This window comes from Variovorax sp. GW822-FHT04A09, assembly GCF_058801005.1.
In genome coordinates this window covers 703878-721351 of the sequence record NZ_JBXAMV010000001.1, presented here as the reverse complement: position 1 = coordinate 721351, position 17474 = coordinate 703878, and the positions used below count along the sequence as shown (strand labels likewise).

Here is a 17474-nt window from a genome sequence, read left to right as displayed (position 1 = left end):
CAAAAACGTGAGGCAAAGCGATCCCCCGGCCGCACACAGGCGGCTTTGAAAAACGGGGAACGGAAAGAGGTCTGGCCGGGGCCGGGTTCAGCGGGGAACCCGGTCGTCAGACGCTACATCGCACACGGGAAAAGGGAACCGGCTCGAAGCCATGGGTCGCCGGCAGCTTCAGGCCTTCGGTCGCGAGCACCTCGACGGCCTCGTTCAAGCGCTCCGCCAGGTCGTGGTGCACCTGGTAGGCGTTCTCGGGCGTCAACGCGATCTGCGAATCGCTCGCGTAGACGCCCGGCAGGATGTGGCGCGCCGACAGCGACTGCAGCACGGGCCGCAGTGCGTAGTCGAGTGCGAGCATGTGGTGTGGGCTGCCGCCGGTGGCCAGCGGCAGCACCGTCTTGCCCTTGAGGGCGTTCTGCGAGAGCAGGTCGAGAAAGACCTTCAGCACGCCGCTGTAGGCCGCCTTGTAGACCGGCGTGGCCACCACGATCACGCGGGCCGCCGCCACCTGGGCAATGGCTCGCTCGATGGCTGGATGCGCCCACTCGGCCAGCAGCAGCGCTTGCGGCGGCAGGTCGCGGATCGCGAGCCGCTCGATGCGCGCATGGCGTTGGGCCAGCCGCTCGCCCACCGCGTCGAGCAAGGCGGTGGAGCGGGACGGGGCCGAGGGGCTGCCAGCAATCAGGAGAACGGACACGAGAAACTTTCGTTGGGCTTCAGGAGAAATTCAGGGCGAAGCGATCCCCGGCGCCCTCCCACGGGGTGCCACCAGCGATCGATTCCGGAGGAGCTGCGCTTACTTCTGCTTGGGCGCGTAAATCTGGTCGAAGGAGCCGCCGTCGGCGAAGTGCTCCTTGTCGGCCTTCGCCCAGCCGCCGAAGGCCTGGTCGATGGTCACCAGCGTGAGCTTGGGGAACTGCTTGTCGTACTTGGCCTTGGCCTTGTCGGAGGTCGGGCGGTAGAAGTTGCGGCCGGCGATGTCCTGGCCTTCGTCGGAGTACAGGTACTTCAGGTACTCCTCGGCCACGGCGCGCGTGCCCTTCTTGTCGACCACCTTGTCGACCACCGCCACGCTGGGCTCGGCCAGGATGGAAATCGACGGCACGACGATCTCGAACTTCTCGGGGCCGAATTCCTTCAGCGCCAGGAAGGCTTCGTTTTCCCAGGCCAGCAGCACATCGCCCACGCCGCGCTGCACGAAGGTGATGGTCGAGCCGCGCGCGCCGGTGTCGAGCACGGGCACGTTCTTGTACAGGTTGCCGACGAATTCCTTGGCCTTGGCTTCACCACCGTACTTGCGCTTGGCGAATTCCCAGGCGGCCAGGTAGTTCCAGCGGGCGCCGCCCGAGGTCTTGGGGTTGGGGGTGATCACCTGCACGCCGGGCTTGACCAGGTCGTCCCAGTCCTTCAGGCCCTTGGGGTTGCCCTTCTTCACCAGGAACACGATGGTCGAGGTGTAGGGGGCCGAGTTGTGCGGCAGGCGCTTTTGCCAGTCGGCCTTGACGAGGCCGCCATGCGTGGCCAGGGCGTCGATGTCGCCGCCCAGCGCCAGCGTGGCCACGTCGGAATCGATGCCGTCGATGATCGAGCGGGCCTGCTTGCCCGAGCCGCCGTGCGACTGCTTGACGCTCACGTCCTGGCCGGTCTTGGCCTTCCAGTACTTGGCGAAGGCCTGGTTGTAGTCCACGTACAGCTCGCGGGTCGGGTCGTACGACACGTTCAGCAGCGTCACGGGGCCCTTGGCACCCGCCGCACCCTGCGAAAACGACGGCAATGCCGACAGGGCCAAGGCACCGGCCACGCCGGCACCCAGGGAAAGCTTGATAAAGTCGCGGCGAAGGCTCATGGTGTCTTGCTCTTAAAAAGGCATATCAATGAAGCCACGTATTCTGAATACGACATATAGGAACTGGAACGACCAAGTTTTCAGTTCTTAATAGCCAAATCAACTAAGCAACCGCTTTCCCCCACAAGAGGCAATCAAATGGCACGCATGGTTCAGTGCATCAAGCTCGGCAAAGAGGCCGAAGGACTCGACTTTCCGCCGTACCCCGGCGACCTGGGCAAGCGCCTGTGGGAAAACGTCAGCAAGGAAGCCTGGGCCGCCTGGCTCAAGCAACAGACCATGCTGGTCAATGAAAACCGGCTGAACCTGGCCGATCTGCGCGCCCGCCAGTACCTGGCCCGCCAGATGGAAAAGCACTTCTTCGGCGAAGGCGCCGACGTGGCGCAAGGCTACGTTCCCCCTCCCGCGGCCTGAGTCCGGCGTGGCCGCCGACGGCACCCCGCTCGGCGCGCGCTCCGGCGACACCCCTCCCCTCGACAACGACACACCGGCGCTTTCGCGCCGTGTGTTTTTGGACGGCTGCGGCCTGCCCGCCGCCTGGTCCGGACGCCCGCAATGGCGGATTCTCGAAACCGGCTTCGGGCCGGGCCTTCATTTCCTGACAACCTGGCAGGCCTGGCGCGCCGACCCGCACCGGCCGCGCCTGCTGCATTACGTCGCGGTCGACGCCCATCCGGCACCGGCCGGCGATCTGCTGCGCGCGGCTGAGGCCGATCCGGCGCTGGCGCCGCTCGCCGAGGAGCTGGTCCGCCAGTGGGCCGGGCTGCTGCCGGGCTTTCATCGGCTGGCCTTCGACGATGGCCGCGTGCTGCTCACGCTGTGCGTGGGCGAGCTGCAGCCGATGCTGCGCGCGCAACGCTTCGAGGCCGACAGCCTCTTCCTCGACGGTTTCGACCCCGCGACCGCCTTGCCCGACACGCTCAAGGCGGTGTCGCGCTTCGCTCGCCAGGGCACCGGCCTGGCGGCCCGCACCGGCGACGACGGGGTGCGCCATGCGTTGACGCAGAACGGCTTTCAGCTCGACCTGGGCCACGGCAGCCTGCGCGGCGTGTTCGCGCCCGCCTGGACGGTGCGGCGCCGCCAGCCGGTGCGCGAAGGCGTCGACGCGCCCGGCCATTGCGCAGTGATCGGCGCCGGGCTCGCGGGTGCGGCGGTCGCGGCCAGCCTCGCGCGGCGCGGTTGGCGGGTCACGGTGCTCGACGCGGCCGACACGCCGGCCTCGGGCGCGTCAGGCCTGCCGGTCGGGCTGCTGGCGCCGCATGTGTCATCCGACGACGCCTTGCTGTCGCGGCTCACGCGCGCCGGCATCCGCGCCACCTGGACCGAACTGGCGCTGCGGCTCGACCCCGGCCGCGACTGGGGCGCGCACGGCTCGCTCGAACGCCGCCCCGACGGCGACGTGCGCGTGCCGCCCGGCTGGAGCGCGGAGGGGCCGAACGAATCCTGGCCCGCACAGCCCGACCGGCTCGCAGCAGCCGGCCTGCCGCCCGACACGCCGGCGCTCTGGCATGCGCGCGCGGCCTGGGTGCGGCCGCACCGCCTGATCGCCGCGTGGCTGGACCAACCGGGCGTCGCGTTCAGAGGCAACTGCCACGTGGCGCGCCTCGAACGCACGGACGGCGGCTGGCAGCTGTTCGACGATACCGACGCCCTGCTCGCCGAGGCCGACCGCGTCGTCGTGGCCGCGGGCTTCGCATCGCACCGCTTCGCGCCCGACCTGCCATTGCAACCCGTGCGCGGCCAGGTCGCCTGGGGCCGCGCGGACTCCGCCGCCCTGCCCGTCACCCCCATCAACGGCGACGGCCACCTGATCGCCGGCGTGCCCGACGGCCAGGCACCGCAGCCGCTGTGGCTGATCGGCGCCACCTTCGACCGCGACCGCACCGACCTCGCCCCCACCCACGCCGACCGCCTCGCCAACCGCGAACGGCTCGCGCGCCTGCACCCCGGCGCCGCCGCTGCGCTGGCCCCCGCCTTCGATCGCGGAGACGCCCACGCCTGGGTCGGCGTGCGCTGCGCCTCGGGCGACCGCCGGCCGCTCGTCGGCCCGCTGGCCCCGGGCGCCGACGAGGGCCTGTGGGCCTGCACCGCGCTGGGCTCGCGCGGCCTGAGCTTTGCCACGCTGTGCGCCGAGCTGCTGGCGGCGCAGTGGCACGGCGAGCCGCTGCCCTTGCCCGCGACGCTCGCCAAGGCGCTGGGCACGCAGCGGCTCTGGCCCGGATCGGACTGAATCGACGCGTTCTGGCTTTCCCGCCACCCGAGGTCACGCGCGCACCGCACAATGCGCGCCATGGCCATCCAGTACGACATCACCCACACCACCGTCTACCGCTACAACAAGCCGGTGACCTTCGGCTTGCACCGCGTGATGTTCCGTCCGCGCGACAGCCACGACCTGCGGGTGCTCGCCACCGACCTGCAGGTGAGCCCGCAGGCCCTCACGCGGCTCATTCAAGACCCGTACTCGAACTCCGTCGCGCTGGTGCAGCCGCTGGGCGAGGCGACCGAGCTGCGCATCGTCTGCTCCTTCACCATCGAGCACGTGCCGCCGTCGCAGCGCGACCTGCTCACGCTCGACCCGTCGGCCGAGTTCCTGCCCTTTGCCTATTCGGTGCAGGAGCGCCTGGACCTGGAGCACTACCTGCGCCCGCACCACAACGACGACGCCAACGGCACGCTGATCCGCTGGGCCCACCAGTTCCTGCACACCGACCAGCCCAACAGCACGCGCGACGTGCTCACGCGCATGAACGCGCACATCGGCCAGAGCTTCGAATACAAGGCGCGCGACGAGGAAGGCACGCAGACGCCGCTGGAGACGCTGGCGCTGGGCAGCGGCAGCTGCCGCGACTACGCGCTGCTGATGATGGAAGCCACGCGCCGTCTCGGCATCGCGACGCGCTTCGTCTCGGGTTACCTCTACGACGCCTCGCTCGACAACGACGCCACCGGGCAGGCGCCCGGCGAATCGGTCACCGGCGCTGGCAGCACACACGCGTGGCTGCAGGCCTACCTGCCGGGCGCGGGATGGCTGGCCTTCGACCCCACCAACAACCTCATGGGCAGCGGCCAGCTGATCCGCGTGGGCGTGGCGCGCGACCCCGCGCTGGCGGCGCCCATTTCGGGCAGCTGGTACGGCGACGCCGAGGCCTACGAAGGCCTCGAGGCCACGGTGGTCGTGAAGCGCCGCAAGGGCGGCTGAGCGCCCTCTTCCTTTTCAGATTCGACTCGCTTACTTCGGCTGCGCCGCGCGGTAGGCCTTCACCGCGGGCACGGCCGTGGCCGCGCTGTCGGCAAAGAAGCCGTCGATGCCCGCATCCAGGAACGCCTTGATCTCGCCGGCGGTGTCGCCGTACACGGTCGGGTCGGTCTTGGGCGCCTTCTTCAGGCTGTCGGGCAGGAAGTTGTTCTCGGGCCGCACCGTGAAGATATGGACCAGCAGCTTCTTGTCGTGCGCGTCCTTCACGAGCGTGGTCGGCGCGCCGAGCTTGCCGTCGACCACCGGGATCACGCGCGCCTTGGCCGGGCCGATGCCGTTCGCATAGGTCGCGATCTCGGCCAGGCCTTCGGGCTTCACGAGGTCGGCGTAGGTGCGCTTGTCGTTCAGCGCCACGAGGTCATACGGCGCGCCCTGCCCGTCGATGAGCTGGATGATCTTCACCGTGCTCTTCAGGCGGATGTCCTTCAGGTTGCCGGTTTCAAAGGACTGCACGAACACCGGCGCGTCGGCCTTGTCGAGGTCGTGCTTGTGCAGCGTGTCGAGCAGCTTCTTCTCGAGCGGCAGGCCGATTGAACGGAAGTAGGTCGGGTGCTTGGTCTCGGGGTAGATGCCGATCACGCGGCCCTTGATGATCGACTGCGCCTTGGCGAGCTGGATCACTTCATCGAGCGTGGGCACCTGGAACTCGTTGTCGAAGGACCGGTTGGCCGGGCGCAACGCGGGGATGCGTTCGCGCGCCCTCAGCTCCTTGAGCTCGGCCAGCGTGAAGTCTTCGGTGAACCAGCCGGTGATCGAACGGCCGTCGATGACCTTGGTGGCCTTGCGGTCGGCGAACTTGGGCACGTCAACCACGTTCGTCGTGGCCTCGAGCACCTTGCCCGCGGCATCAACGATGGCGATGGCGTTCTCGTGGCGCGCGACCAGCTCGCCGTCCTTGGTGGGCACGAGGTCGGGCTCGATGAAGTCGGCGCCGTCGTCGATGGCCTGCTGGTACGAGGCCAGCGTGTGCTCGGGCCGCAGCGCGGGCGCGCCACGGTGGCCGATGACGAGCACGGGGGCGGCTTCGGCAGGTGCGGGCGCCGGGGCGGGCGCAGGCGCGGGGGCCGGAGGCGAGACCGGCACGATGGGCCACATCGGCACGCCACCGCCGCCATTGCCGCCACCGCAGGCGGCCATGAATGCGCAGGCGCAGGCCGCGAGGGCCGTGCGCGAGAAATTGAACAACTGCATTGAAATCCTCCCCTTTTGTATCCATCGAAATGGATGCGCCATCTTTCCGCCGTCAACGCGACAAACGGCAGGCGCGGCGGATCATCGAGGGGAGATATGTCGGTCGCGTGACATGGGCGCCAGCATGGCGCCACGCGACCGTGTGCTCAGCCGCGCGCAGCCAGCTTCGCTTCGAGCTCGGCGATGCGCGCCCTCGCCTCGTCGCCTTCAGGAATCGGCCGACCGCTGTCGCGCCACTGCACCGCGCTCTTGAAGCCTTCGGCCTCGGCCTGGCGGCGGAACCACATGCCTTCGGGGTTGTGGCGCGTGATGCCGTCGAAGACGGTGGCGAACATCTGGGTCTGCTCCAGCCCCATCGAATGCCAGACCTGGTTGACGACCATCTTGTGCATCATGAGATGCGAACTGGGCACGCCCGCGATGCGCTGCGCGAGTGCCAGCGTGGCCTCGTCGAGCTGCGCCGCCGGCACCGCGAAGTTGGCCAGGCCCCAGTCGGCCGCCTGCGTGCCGGTGATGGTGTCGCCGGTGAACATGAGCTGCTTGGCGCGCAATGCGCCGAGGCGGTAGGTCCACATCGCGGTGGTCGGGCAGCCCCACACGCGCGTGGGCATGTAGCCGATGCGCGCGTCGTCGGCCATGGTGAGCAGGTCGCAGCACAGCGCGATGTCGGAGCCGCCGGCCACCGCGTAGCCGTGCACCTTGGCGATGGTCGGCTTGCGGCAGCGCCACAGCGACATGAAGTCTTCGGTGTTGCGCTTCATGGCGGCGTAGTCGAGCATCGGGTCCCACGGCGTTTTCTCCTGCCGGCAGGGATGGTCGCCCTGGCCTTCGCGGCCCTGGCCTTCGGCATAGTCGCCCAGGTCGTAGCCGGCGCAGAAGGCGCGGCCCGCCCCCTCGACCACGATCACATGCACCTCGTCGTCGGCCTCGGCCCATTCGACCGCGCGGCGGATGTCGGTCGGCGTGCTGTCACCGATGGCATTGAGCTTCTCGGGGCGGTTGAGCACGAGGCGCGCGATGCGCGGGTGCTGCGGGTCCTTGTCGATCAGGACGGTCTCGAAAGCGGGCATGGTCGGTGGTCTCCTTCTGTTCTTGGGGGGTGATGCCGCTTCGCTTGTAGCATCGCCCGCCGCCCGCTGGCAAACCCGACTCCCACCGGCTTCAACGCCTTCAGCGCGCTGTTGCGCCCCCGAGCCGGAACAGGAACACCGCACCCTTGCCCGGCTGCGGCACGAGCCGGATGTCGCTGCCGTGCAGCTGCAGGATGCGCTGCACGATCATCAGCCCCAGCCCGCCGCCGCGCGCACCGCCATCGGCAAAGGCCGGCCGAGTGAACAGGCCCTTCTGCAGTTCGCCCGGAATGCCGGGGCCGGTGTCACTCACCTGCACCGCCACGCCGGCGTCGGACGGGCGCAGGCGCACCTCGATCTCGCCGCCGGCCGGCGTGTGGCGGATGGCGTTGTCCAGCAGGTTGGTCAGCACGCGCTCGATCATGCCGAGGTCGGCCGACACCACGGGCAGGTTCGGCGCGATGTCGGGCTTGAGCTGCTGGCGCCGCGCCTCGGCCGCGAGCTCGAACTTCTGGAACACGTCCTGCACGAGGTCGGCCAGCGCAAAGTTTTCTTTCTCGGGCTTGACCACGCCGTACTCGAGCCGCGCCAGCTCGAACACCTCCTGCGCGAGCCGGCCCACCTTGCGGCTCTGGCCGAGCGCGATCTCCAGGTAGCGGCGGCGCTCTTCCTCGCTGAGCGTGCCGGCCTTGAGCAGCAGCGTCTCGAGGTAGCCGTGCAGCGAGGTGAGCGGCGTGCGCAGGTCGTGCGAGATGTTGGCGAAGAGCTCGCGGCGCTGGCGGTCCTGCAGGCTCAGTTCGCGCCACTGCTCGGCGATGCGGCGCGTCATCTGCGCAAAGGCCTGCTGCAGCTGCGCGATCTCGTCGTCGGCGTGGCGCGGCGGCGCGGGCATGGGCGCCTCGCGCTCCAATGCCGCTATGCCCTCGGCCTCGAAACGCCGCACCGCCGCCGTCAGCTCGCGCAGCGGCCGCGTGATGAGGCGGAACGCCACCAGCCCGGCGATGAGCCCCAGCAGCGCCACCAAGGCCATCGACCACAGCGTGGTGCGCAGCACGGTGTCGGCCGACAGGTTGGCGGCCAGCGCGTCGTGGTCTTCGCCTTGCAGCACCACGTACACATAGCCGGCGTCGCGCCCGCCCATGCGCAGCGGCGCGGCGCTGAAGACCTTGGCGCCGTCGGGGCTGCGCGGGTCGTCGCCCACGATGGGCAGGCGCTCGCCGGCCAGCAGCCGGCGGATGGGGCCGAGCGCCACCTTGTCGCGCTTGAGGTGCCCGGGCGGCGCGGCCTGGGCCTCGATGCGGCCGTCGAGCCCCAGCACGTAGACCTCGACGCTGGGGTTGACGGTCATGAGCTTGTCGAACAGGTCTTTCACCGCCACCGGGTCGAGCCCGCCCGGCTTCATGAGTTCGGTGTTCTGCGCGATGTGGGCCGCAAGCCCGAGCGACAGCCGCTGCGTCACCTCTTGCGCGTGCTGCGCGCCCGCGCGCATCTGCAGCCACGCCGAGGCCCCGCAGCAGGCCAGCAGCAGCACCGCGAACGCGATCGACAGGCGCCGCGACAGCGTGGCCCAGGCCATCGTCATTGAAGCACCCTTGGCGCTTCGCGCCTTCCCGCCAGGCGGGAGCGAGCTTGCTTGGGGCGGCCCGGCGCGGCGCTCATACATCACCCTTCGGTGCTGCATCTTCCGCCGCGAGCTTGTAGCCGCGCCCCCACACCGTGAGGATGCGCCGCGGCGCGGCCGGGTCGGCCTCGACCTTGGTGCGCAGCCGGTTGATGTGCGTGTTGACCGTGTGTTCGTAGCCGTCGTGCTGGTAGCCCCAGACCTGGTTGAGCAGGTCCAGGCGCGAGAACACCTTGCCGGGATGGCGCGCGAAGAAATACAGCAGGTCGAACTCGCGCGGCGTGAGCTCGATGGGCTTGCCGTCGACGCGCACCTCGCGCGCCAGCGGCTCGATGTCGAGGTTGCCCAGCGTGAGGCTGCCCGACTCCAGCCGCGCGTTGCGCGCCAGCGCGTCGGTGCGCCGCAGCAGCGCCTTCACGCGCGCCACCAGTTCCAGCACCGAGAAGGGCTTGGCCAGGTAGTCGTCGGCGCCCAACTCCAGCCCGAGGATGCGGTGCACCTCGCTCGAGCGCGCGCTCACGATGATGATGGGCGTGTAGCGCGCCATGGCGCGGGCGCGGCGGCAAATTTCGAGGCCGTCGATGCCGGGCAGCATGAGGTCGAGCACCAGCGCGTCCCACTGGCCGCGCTCCAGCGCGCGCAGGCCGGCGTTGCCGTCGGCGGCGTGCTCGACCGCATAGCCCTCGTCGCGCAGGTGCATGCGCAGCAGCTCGGCAATGTGGGCGTCGTCCTCGACGATCAGCACGCGTTTGGCGGTGTCCATGGCCGCGATTGTCCCGCGAGACGCCCCCCGGAGTTATCACGAATCCTTGAACTTTGCGTGATGAATCGGCAAGGGGGTGCGCCCAACAATCCGGCCCATGCAGACACGCGCCGCCCCCGACCACCGACCGATCCACCCGCTGTGGATGCGCGTCACGCACTGGCTCAACGCGCTGGCCGTGCTGGTGCTGGTGACCAGCGGCTGGCGCATCTACAACGCGGCGCCCTTCCTTGCCTTTCGCTTCCCGGCCTCGATCACGCTGGGCGGCTGGCTCGGCGGCGCGCTGCAGTGGCACTTCGCGGCGATGTGGCTGCTGGTGTTCAACGGGCTCGTCTACCTGGTGCTGAACCTTGCCAGCGGGCGCTTCGCGCGCAAGTTCTTCCCGCTCACGCCGGCCGGCCTCTGGCGCGATGCGCGGGCCGCGCTCGGCGGCAGGCTCTCGCACGCCGACCCGCGCCACTACAACCATGTGCAAAAGCTCGCCTACCTGTTCGTGATCGTCGACCTCGTCGCGATCGTGCTGTCGGGGCTGGTGCTGTGGAAGTCGGTGCAGTTTCCGCTGCTGCGCGAGCTGCTGGGCGGCTACGAAGCCGCGCGCCGCGTCCACTTCGTGGCGATGGCCGCCCTGGTGGCTTTCGTTGCCGTGCACCTCGTGATGGTGGCGCTCGTGCCCCGCACCCTGCTCACCATGCTGCGCGGTCGCGCGCCCCACACCCCATGAGCTTCCTTTTCAAACGCCCTCCCCTGGTCGGTGTCGACGGCGACGCCGTGGTGCGCGAAGCCCGCGCCCTCATCGAGCGCCGGCTCGACGCGCCCTCGCGCCGCCTGTTCCTGCGCCGTTCGCTGACGCTGGGCGGGCTGTCGATGCTCACCGGCTGCAGCATCAGCGACGACAGCCACGTGGAAGCCGCGCTTGCGAAGGTCTCGCGCTTCAACGACGAGGTGCAGGGCTGGCTCTTCAGCCCGACGCGGCTGGCGCCGACCTACACCGAAGCCGAGATCACGCGCCCCTTTCCGTTCAACGCCTACTACGGCGAGGACGAGGTCCGCGAGGTCGACGAAGCCACCTACCGCCTCGAAGTGAGCGGCATGGTCGCCGACAAGCGCCGCTGGACGCTCGCCGAGCTGCGCACCCTGCCGCAGCAGGACCAGATCACGCGCCACATCTGCGTCGAAGGCTGGAGTGCCATCGGCAAATGGGGCGGCGTGCGCTTTGCCGATTTCCTGCGCCACGTCGGTGCGGACCTGAGCGCCAAGTACGTCGGCTTCCAGTGCGCGGACGACTACCACACCAGCATCGACATGCCGACCGCGCTGCACCCGCAGACCCTGCTGGCGCTGAGCTACGACGACCAGCCGCTGCCGCCGAAGTACGGCTTCCCGATGAAGCTGCGCATGCCGACCAAGCTTGGCTACAAGAACCCCAAGCACATCCAGGCGATGTACGTGACCAACACCTATCCCGGTGGCTACTGGGAAGACCAGGGCTACAACTGGTTCGGAGGGAGCTGAGGGGCTGCCGCAGCCGCTCGACTGCCGAAGAAAGCGCGAGGCCGAATTCCGACAGGGAACCAGGCCGATCTCGACAACAAGACCCAACCTCAACTCAGGAAGACCGACATGAACAAGCTCACCGCCACCCTCCTCGCCACCTGCATGGCCTTCGCCGGCGCCTCGGCCTTGGCCGCGGACGACATGGCCAAGGACGGCATGAAGAAGGACAGCATGGCCAAGGACGGGATGAAGAAAGACGCCATGAAGAAGGACGGCATGAAGAAGGACGGCATGGCCAAAGATGGCATGAAGAAAGACGCCATGGCCAAGGACGAAATGAAGAAAGACGCGATGGGCAAGGACGAGATGAAGAAGTAAGCCGCCTTCTCCCCGGCCCCGCCGCCATTGACGGCCGGCGGGATCGGGATCACTGTTCCTTTCCTGCGCTCCCTACGAAAGATCGCCATGAAATCCTTCGCCATCGCCGCCGGCGCGCTTGCTGTCGCCGCCTTCGCCTGGCACGCAGCCCCGTCCTTTGCCGAGACCGCACGCCGCGTGCCCGCGCCCACGGTCGACCTCACCGCACCCGCAGGCGCCACCACCGCCACCGCCGTGTTCGCAGGCGGCTGCTTCTGGGGCGTGCAGGGCGTGTTCCAGCGCGTCGAGGGCGTGAGCAATGCGCTCTCGGGCTACGCGGGCGGCGAGGCCCGCACCGCGCGCTACGACGAGGTCGGCTCCGGGCGCACCGGCCATGCCGAAGCGGTGCGCATCAGCTACGACCCGCGCAAGGTCAGCTACGGCCAGCTGCTGCAGATCTATTTCTCGGTGGCGCACGACCCGACCCAGCTCAACCGCCAGGGCCCCGACACCGGCCCGCAGTACCGCTCCACCGTGTTCGCCGAAAACGCCGAACAGGCCCGCATCGCCAACGCCTACATCGCCCAGCTGAACCAGGCCAAGACCTTCGGCAACAAGCCGCTGGCGACCACGGTCGAGATGTCCAAGCCCTTCTATGCGGCGGAGGACTACCACCAGGACTACCTCACGCTGCACCCGAACCAGCCCTACATCGCGATCAACGACCTGCCGAAGATCGACGACCTGAAGAAGCTCTTCCCCGAGAGCTACAAGGCCACGCCGTCGCTGGTGCGGGCGGCCAAGGCCAGTTGAACCGCGCCTTGGGCCACCCCAACGCTCACAGCAACTTCGCGCGCTTCGCCTGCTCCGTCAGCTCCGCCCGGAAGTTCGGATGCGCGATGGCGATCAGCTCCTGCGCGCGCTGTTTGGCCGACTTTCCGCGCAGCTGCGCCACGCCATGTTCGGTGACGACGTAGTTGATGTCGTTCTTGCTCGTGCTCACGTGCGTGCCCGGCGACAGCGAGGGCACGATGCGCGAGATGGTGTCGTCCTTCGCTGTCGAGGGCAGCACGATGAAGGCCTTGCCGCCGCGCGAGCGGTTGGCCGCGCGCACGAAGTCCGACTGCCCGCCGGTGCCCGAATACGGCGCGTGGCCCAGGCTCTCGGAGCCGCACTGGCCCAGCAGGTCGATCTGCATGGTGGCGTTGATGGCGATGAGGTTGTCGTTCAGCCCCGCCAGCGCCGGGTCGTTGGTGAAGTTCACCGGATGCATCTCCAACCCCGGGTTGCGGTCCATGAAGCGGTACAGCTTGTTCGATCCCAGTGCGAAGGTCGCGACCGACTTGCCCGGCAGGTAGTTCTTGCGGCGGTTGGTGACCGCGCCGCTTTCCACCAGCGTGAGGATGCCGTCGCCGATCATCTCGGTGTGGATGCCCAGGTCGCGCTTGCCCGTGAGCTGCATCACCACCGCGTCAGGGATGCCGCCGTAGCCGATCTGCAAGGTGGCGCCGTCGTCGATCAGGTCGGCCACGTGCTTGCCGATGGCTTCCTGCACCGGGCCGATCTTCGGCAAGCCGACCTCCATCACGGGCTCGCTGCTTTCCACCAGCGCCGCCACCTGCGAGATGTGCACGTGGCAGTTGCCGTGCGCATAGGGCACGTTGGGGTTCACCTCGAGCACGACCGCGCGGGCCTTCGCAACGGCGGCCATCGTGTAGTCGGGGCCCAGGCTCAGCGCGAAGTAGCCATGCGCGTCCATCGGCGAAGCCATGCTGAACACCACGTCGGCCGCGATCTGCCCGCGCTCGATCTGCGCCGGGATCTCGGAGAAGTAGTTCGGAATGAAGTCGATCCAGCCGGCCTGCCCGCCCGCGCGCGTGGCACCGCCGAAGAACAGCGCGACGTGGCGCACATGCTCGACCGTCTCGGGGTCGATGTAGGCGTACTTGCGCATCGCCAGGATCTGCGCCACCTTCACGTCGCGGAAGTCGCGGCGCTGCTCGGACAGCGCCGTGAGCAGCGAGGGCGGCTCGCCGACGCCCGTGGGCACGATGATCATGTCGCCGTTGCGCACCTGGCGCACGGCATCGGCGGCGGAAACGCGCTTTTGCGCGTACAGGGTCTGGGCAGTCATGCCTGCCACTATGCCTTCTTTTCGCCAGCGCCGAACTCGCGGTGCACCCAGTCGCGCAACACCCCCGTCGCGGGCCGGGTGGCGGCGCGCGGGCTGTAGACCAGGTCGTAGCGGTAGCTCTCCACCGACAACGCGAAGGGCTGCACCAGCAGGCCCGACGCCAGCTCGTCGGCCACGAGCGCCAGGCTCAGCAGGCCGACGCCCTGCCCCGCGACCGTGGCCTGCACCGCGTGGATCTCTTCGGTGAACGACAGGCCGGCCTGCGCATCGACGTCGGTGCGGCCCGCGCGCGCGAGCCAGGTGCGCCACACGGGCGCCAGCGTTTCGTCGCGCCCCGCGCGCCCCCATTCGAAATGGATCAGCGACACGGCCTTCAGGTCCTGCCGCGCCACGACCGCCAGCGCGGGGCTGCAGACCGGCGCGTAGTGGTCCTGGAACAGCGGCTCCACGACCAGGTCGGCGTAGCGGCCGTTGCCGTAGCGAATCGCCGCATCGGCCTCGGTGTCGAGGTCGACGACCTGGTTGGTGGCGTCCAGCCGCAGCGTCCATTCGGGATGCAGGTCGCGGAAGGTGCCCGCACGCGGCGCCAGCCGCCGGGCCATGAAACCGACCGTGGACGACAGCGTGGCGATGCGCGTGCCCTTCAGCCGGCGCACGCCGTCGACGGCGCGCTCGAAGCTGTCGAAGCCGTCGCGCAGCGCGGGAAACAGCTGGTGCCCGGCGGCCGTCAGGTGCACCTGCCGCGTGCCGCGTTCGAACAGGCGCACCTCGAGCGTTTCCTCGAGCTGCTTGATCTGGTGGCTGACGGCGGTGGGCGTGACGTGCAGTTCGTCGGCAGCCGCCTTGAAGCTCAGCCGGCGGGCCGCGGCCTCGAACACGCGCAATGCGCCCAGGGGAGGAAGTCTTCGCATGCAGACAGATTAGCTCAACTCATCCATCGGTTGAAAAATCAGCCTTTGTCGGGCGCCGTCTTCATCCCTAAATTTCAGGGGTCGCGGGAAGAAATCACTTCCACGGCTGATCTGAAATTCACCATAGAAGGCACCTGTCATGCAACTCCAACCCAAGCAGATCCACACGCAACCCGACCCCTACGCGCCCTTCCTGCTGTCCCAGGCCATCCAGCTCGGCAACCTGGTCTTCGTCTCCGGCCAGGCCGCGATCGGCGACGACGGCGAGATCGTCGGCAAGGGCGACTTCGACCGCCAGGCCGAGCAGGCCTTCAAGAACCTCGACCGCGTGCTGCGGGCCGCCGGCACGGGCCTGGGCAGCGTGGTCAAGGTGACGATCTTCCTGACCTCGATGGCGAACTTTCCGAAGATCGTCGAACTGCGCCGTCAGTGGTTCTCGGCGCCCTACCCGGCCGACACCATCGTGGAAGTCTCGGGCCTGTACTCGCCCGACGCGATGATCGAGATCGAGGCCATCGCCGTCGCGCCCGGAGACGCCCGATGAGCACGCCGCTGCTCGCGCCGGCGAAGCTGCACGACCTGCAGCTGCCCAACCGGCTCGCCGTGGCACCGATGACACGCGTCAGCGCCTCGCCCGAGGGCCACGCCAACGGCACCATGGCCCGCTACTACGAGCGCTTTGCGCGGGGCGGCTTCGGCCTCGTCATCACCGAAGGCATCTACACCGATGCGGCGTATGCGCAAGGCTATGCCCGCCAGCCCGGCTTGATCGATGGCGAACAAGCCCGCGCGTGGCGCCCGGTCGTGAAGGCGATCCAGGACGCGGGCGGGCGTGCCATCGCGCAGCTCATGCATGCGGGCGCGCTGTCGCAGTTCAACCGCTTTCGCGACCACACGGCGGGGCCATCGGCCGTTCGTCCGCTGGGCACGCAGATGACGGCCTACCGCGGCGAAGGCGACTACCCGGTGCCCCGCGCGATGACCGATGCCGACATCGCCGAGGCCCTTCGCGGCTTCGCCCGGGCCGCGCTGCTGGCGATGGAAGTGGCGGGCTTCGACGGCGTGGAGATCCACGGCGCGAACGGCTACCTGCTCGACCAGTTCCTGACCGGCCACACCAACACGCGCACCGACCGCTGGGGCGGCGCCCTCGCGCAGCGCGTGCAGCTGACGGCCGAGGTGGTGCGTGCCGTGCGGCAGATGCTGGGCGCGTCGGCGCCGGTCGGCGTGCGCATCTCGCAAGGCAAGGTCAACGACTTCGGCCACAAGTGGCCGGAAGCCGAGGCCGGTGCGGCGACGGTGTTCGGGGCGCTGGCGCACAGCGGCATCGACTACCTGCACGTCACCGAGTTCGAAGCCTGGCGACCGGCCTTCGGCGATGCGGGGCCGAGCCTGCTGCAGCTCGCACGTCGCCATGCACCCGGCCTAGCGATCGTCGCCAACGGCAGCCTGCACGACCCGGGGCGCGCGCAAGCGGCGCTCGCGGACGGCGCCGATTTCGTGGCGCTGGGACGCGGCGCGCTGTCGAACCCCGACTGGCCGAAACGGTTGAAGGAAGGCCGCACGCTCGCCGCTTTCGACCCGGTGCTGCTGTCGCCCGTGGGGGACATCAAGCCGGCGGAGCAGCAACCCTAGATGATGTTCTTCTCGCGCAGCGGTCGGTTCTCGAGGATGCGCGCGAACGACAGCGGCGACAGGTCGAGGCTGCGGTAGCCGCCGAAGCGGATCAGCTCCGCGATGCCGCGCCCCGCCGCCGGGCACTGCTGCAGCCCGTGGCCCGAGAAGCCGTTCGCGAAGTAGAGGTTGTCGCAGTCGGGATGCTGGCCGAGGATCGCGTTGTGGTCGAACACGTTCATCTCGTAGTAGCCGGCCCAGGCGCCCGTCATGCGGACGGCTTCGAAGGCCGGGATGCGTTCGGCCAGCGCCGGCCAGATGAAGTTTTCGAAGGCCTCGTGGTCGACTTCGAGCGGCGCGTCGTCGGGGTCCCGGTCTTCGGGCGGCGCAAAGCCGCAGATGAACTGGCGGCCTTCTGGGCGCAGCCAGATGCCCGAGGTGTCGATGACCAGCGGGCAACCGGGCAAGGTGCTCGGGCATGAAAAGCTGAACACGCTGCGGCGTCGACCGTGCACGGGCAGCGCGATGCCGGCCCACTGCGCGACCGGCGCCGCCCACGCGCCCGCCGCGTTGACGACGATGTCCGCCTGCAGCGTGTCGCCGCCGTCGATCTGCACGCCGGTGATGCGGCGCCCCTCGCGCTGCAGGCCCGTCGCCTGCGCCTGCACATAGCGCACGCCTTGCGACACCGCCTTCTTGCGAAAGGCCTGCAGCAGGCTGTAGCCGTCGTACCAGCCCTCGCCCGAGAGGCCGAGCGATGCGAGCGCGATGCCCTCGGTCGAGAGCCACGGGAAGCGCGCCTTCAGCTCCTCGGGCGTCAACAGCGCCACGTCCACCGCATGCGCCTTCTGCGTCGCGTGGTTCTCGCGCAGCACGTCGACACCTGCCGGCGAGGCCAGGTACAGGTAGCCCGGCTCGACCAGGCCGATATCGGGCACGTCGCCATCGCCCACGCGCAGGGTCTCGCCCAGCGTGCGGAAAAACTCGATGCCGTAGAGCGACATCTCGATATTGATGGCGGTGGAGAACTGCTGCCGGATCGAGCTGGCCGACAGCGCCGACGAGGCCTGCCGGTACGAGAAGTCGCGCTCCACCACCGTGATGTCGAAGGCCTCGCCCGCCGGGTCGGCGCCCAGGAAGTACGCGATGGCCGAGCCGATGGCCCCGCCGCCGATGATCGCCACACGCCGCATGTGATGCCTTTCCGTGTCTTCGATGTG

Annotated in this window: 18 protein-coding genes; 9 read left to right on the top strand and 9 right to left on the bottom strand. The window is 69.1% G+C overall.

The genetic code is table 11. The features are described 5' to 3' along the window. Positions 1 to 106: 106 nt before the first annotated feature. Positions 107 to 691, bottom strand: coding sequence for an NADPH-dependent FMN reductase (gene ssuE / locus AC1RLW_RS03155; RefSeq protein ID WP_493192193.1), 585 nt, complete (start codon positions 689 to 691; stop codon positions 107 to 109). Positions 692 to 790: 99 nt separating this feature from the next. Continuing rightward, entirely contained in the window at positions 791 to 1840 is a 1050-nt protein-coding gene (locus AC1RLW_RS03150; protein ID WP_095948675.1) for a sulfate ABC transporter substrate-binding protein, read from the bottom strand. A 138-nt stretch (positions 1841 to 1978) separates the two neighbouring features. On the opposite strand from AC1RLW_RS03150, the gene AC1RLW_RS03145 reads away from it, so the two are divergent. From AC1RLW_RS03145 to AC1RLW_RS03135, 3 genes are read left to right on the top strand one after another with little or no spacing between them, the layout of a single operon-like run. After that, positions 1979 to 2254: an oxidative damage protection protein gene (locus AC1RLW_RS03145; protein WP_013541095.1), complete on the top strand. Its 276-nt coding sequence runs from the start codon at positions 1979 to 1981 to the stop codon at positions 2252 to 2254. Positions 2255 to 2261: 7 nt separating this feature from the next. Beyond that, positions 2262 to 4070, top strand: coding sequence for an FAD-dependent 5-carboxymethylaminomethyl-2-thiouridine(34) oxidoreductase MnmC1 (gene mnmC1, locus AC1RLW_RS03140; protein WP_493192192.1), 1809 nt, complete (start codon positions 2262 to 2264; stop codon positions 4068 to 4070). Positions 4071 to 4130: 60 nt separating this feature from the next. Then, the gene (locus AC1RLW_RS03135) at positions 4131 to 5042 is read left to right on the top strand and encodes a transglutaminase family protein (RefSeq protein ID WP_223301327.1); all 912 of its coding nucleotides are present in this window, start codon (positions 4131 to 4133) and stop codon (positions 5040 to 5042) included. 30 nt (positions 5043 to 5072) lie between these two features. Here the strand turns inward: AC1RLW_RS03135 and AC1RLW_RS03130 are convergent, their stop codons facing one another. The 4 genes from AC1RLW_RS03130 to AC1RLW_RS03115 all read right to left on the bottom strand — a co-directional run bounded on the left by AC1RLW_RS03130 (position 5073) and on the right by AC1RLW_RS03115 (position 9744). Beyond that, positions 5073 to 6290 carry a glycerophosphodiester phosphodiesterase gene (locus AC1RLW_RS03130; protein WP_493192191.1) on the bottom strand — a complete coding sequence of 406 codons (1218 nt, stop codon included), beginning with the start codon at positions 6288 to 6290 and terminating at the stop codon, positions 5073 to 5075. 146 nt (positions 6291 to 6436) lie between these two features. After that, entirely contained in the window at positions 6437 to 7360 is a 924-nt protein-coding gene (locus tag AC1RLW_RS03125) for a crotonase/enoyl-CoA hydratase family protein (RefSeq protein ID WP_369629010.1), read from the bottom strand. Positions 7361 to 7460: 100 nt separating this feature from the next. Continuing rightward, positions 7461 to 8936, bottom strand: a complete 1476-nt coding sequence (locus AC1RLW_RS03120) for a sensor histidine kinase (RefSeq protein WP_493193049.1) — start codon at positions 8934 to 8936, stop codon at positions 7461 to 7463. 79 nt (positions 8937 to 9015) lie between these two features. Continuing rightward, positions 9016 to 9744: a response regulator transcription factor gene (locus tag AC1RLW_RS03115; protein WP_493192190.1), complete on the bottom strand. Its 729-nt coding sequence runs from the start codon at positions 9742 to 9744 to the stop codon at positions 9016 to 9018. Positions 9745 to 9841: 97 nt separating this feature from the next. Here AC1RLW_RS03115 and AC1RLW_RS03110 point away from each other — a divergent pair, with 97 nt between their 5' ends. From AC1RLW_RS03110 to msrA, 4 genes are all read left to right on the top strand, one after another. Continuing rightward, complete coding sequence (locus AC1RLW_RS03110; RefSeq protein WP_369646898.1) at positions 9842 to 10465, top strand: cytochrome b/b6 domain-containing protein; 624 nt, start codon at positions 9842 to 9844, stop codon at positions 10463 to 10465. After that, positions 10462 to 11256 (top strand): molybdopterin-dependent oxidoreductase, encoded by a 795-nt coding sequence (locus AC1RLW_RS03105; RefSeq protein ID WP_493192189.1) that lies wholly within the window; start codon positions 10462 to 10464, stop codon positions 11254 to 11256. Before AC1RLW_RS03110 ends, AC1RLW_RS03105 begins: the two co-directional genes overlap by 4 nt. Positions 11257 to 11364: 108 nt before the next feature. Further along, positions 11365 to 11616 (top strand): pentapeptide MXKDX repeat protein, encoded by a 252-nt coding sequence (locus AC1RLW_RS03100; protein ID WP_493192188.1) that lies wholly within the window; start codon positions 11365 to 11367, stop codon positions 11614 to 11616. An 87-nt stretch (positions 11617 to 11703) separates the two neighbouring features. Next, positions 11704 to 12408: a peptide-methionine (S)-S-oxide reductase MsrA gene (gene msrA, locus AC1RLW_RS03095; protein ID WP_493192187.1), complete on the top strand. Its 705-nt coding sequence runs from the start codon at positions 11704 to 11706 to the stop codon at positions 12406 to 12408. A gap of 25 nt (positions 12409 to 12433) precedes the next feature. Here the strand turns inward: msrA and AC1RLW_RS03090 are convergent, their stop codons facing one another. Both AC1RLW_RS03090 and AC1RLW_RS03085 read right to left on the bottom strand, forming a co-directional pair. Then, on the bottom strand, positions 12434 to 13729 hold the full coding sequence (locus tag AC1RLW_RS03090; protein WP_492676889.1) for an acetyl-CoA hydrolase/transferase family protein: 1296 nt from the start codon (positions 13727 to 13729) through the stop codon (positions 12434 to 12436). An 8-nt stretch (positions 13730 to 13737) separates the two neighbouring features. Continuing rightward, positions 13738 to 14640 (bottom strand): LysR substrate-binding domain-containing protein, encoded by a 903-nt coding sequence (locus AC1RLW_RS03085; protein ID WP_492683911.1) that lies wholly within the window; start codon positions 14638 to 14640, stop codon positions 13738 to 13740. 139 nt (positions 14641 to 14779) lie between these two features. Here AC1RLW_RS03085 and AC1RLW_RS03080 point away from each other — a divergent pair, with 139 nt between their 5' ends. Further along, complete coding sequence (locus AC1RLW_RS03080) at positions 14780 to 15184, top strand: RidA family protein (RefSeq protein ID WP_095745474.1); 405 nt, start codon at positions 14780 to 14782, stop codon at positions 15182 to 15184. Continuing rightward, positions 15181 to 16275, top strand: a complete 1095-nt coding sequence (locus AC1RLW_RS03075) for an oxidoreductase (RefSeq protein WP_493192186.1) — start codon at positions 15181 to 15183, stop codon at positions 16273 to 16275. Before AC1RLW_RS03080 ends, AC1RLW_RS03075 begins: the two co-directional genes overlap by 4 nt. Here AC1RLW_RS03075 and AC1RLW_RS03070 read toward each other — a convergent pair. After that, entirely contained in the window at positions 16272 to 17447 is a 1176-nt protein-coding gene (locus AC1RLW_RS03070) for an NAD(P)/FAD-dependent oxidoreductase (RefSeq protein WP_493192185.1), read from the bottom strand. The two genes, AC1RLW_RS03075 and AC1RLW_RS03070, sit on opposite strands and share 4 nt — an antisense overlap. Positions 17448 to 17474 lie beyond the last annotated feature (27 nt).

Excerpts from the sequence above, each read along its gene's own strand:
- AC1RLW_RS03150 (WP_095948675.1), bottom strand. The coding sequence starts at position 1,840 with ATGAGCCTTCGCCGCGACTTTATCAAGCTTTCCCTGGGTGCCGGCGTG.
- AC1RLW_RS03145 (WP_013541095.1), top strand. The coding sequence starts at position 1,979 with ATGGCACGCATGGTTCAGTGCATCAAGCTCGGCAAAGAGGCCGAAGGA.
- AC1RLW_RS03135 (WP_223301327.1), top strand. The coding sequence starts at position 4,131 with ATGGCCATCCAGTACGACATCACCCACACCACCGTCTACCGCTACAAC.
- AC1RLW_RS03130 (WP_493192191.1), bottom strand. The coding sequence starts at position 6,290 with ATGCAGTTGTTCAATTTCTCGCGCACGGCCCTCGCGGCCTGCGCCTGC.
- AC1RLW_RS03125 (WP_369629010.1), bottom strand. The coding sequence starts at position 7,360 with ATGCCCGCTTTCGAGACCGTCCTGATCGACAAGGACCCGCAGCACCCG.
- AC1RLW_RS03120 (WP_493193049.1), bottom strand. The coding sequence starts at position 8,936 with ATGGCCTGGGCCACGCTGTCGCGGCGCCTGTCGATCGCGTTCGCGGTG.
- AC1RLW_RS03115 (WP_493192190.1), bottom strand. The coding sequence starts at position 9,744 with ATGGACACCGCCAAACGCGTGCTGATCGTCGAGGACGACGCCCACATT.
- AC1RLW_RS03110 (WP_369646898.1), top strand. The coding sequence starts at position 9,842 with ATGCAGACACGCGCCGCCCCCGACCACCGACCGATCCACCCGCTGTGG.
- AC1RLW_RS03105 (WP_493192189.1), top strand. The coding sequence starts at position 10,462 with ATGAGCTTCCTTTTCAAACGCCCTCCCCTGGTCGGTGTCGACGGCGAC.
- AC1RLW_RS03100 (WP_493192188.1), top strand. The coding sequence starts at position 11,365 with ATGAACAAGCTCACCGCCACCCTCCTCGCCACCTGCATGGCCTTCGCC.
- msrA (WP_493192187.1), top strand. The coding sequence starts at position 11,704 with ATGAAATCCTTCGCCATCGCCGCCGGCGCGCTTGCTGTCGCCGCCTTC.
- AC1RLW_RS03090 (WP_492676889.1), bottom strand. The coding sequence starts at position 13,729 with ATGACTGCCCAGACCCTGTACGCGCAAAAGCGCGTTTCCGCCGCCGAT.
- AC1RLW_RS03085 (WP_492683911.1), bottom strand. The coding sequence starts at position 14,640 with ATGCGAAGACTTCCTCCCCTGGGCGCATTGCGCGTGTTCGAGGCCGCG.
- AC1RLW_RS03080 (WP_095745474.1), top strand. The coding sequence starts at position 14,780 with ATGCAACTCCAACCCAAGCAGATCCACACGCAACCCGACCCCTACGCG.
- AC1RLW_RS03075 (WP_493192186.1), top strand. The coding sequence starts at position 15,181 with ATGAGCACGCCGCTGCTCGCGCCGGCGAAGCTGCACGACCTGCAGCTG.
- AC1RLW_RS03070 (WP_493192185.1), bottom strand. The coding sequence starts at position 17,447 with ATGCGGCGTGTGGCGATCATCGGCGGCGGGGCCATCGGCTCGGCCATC.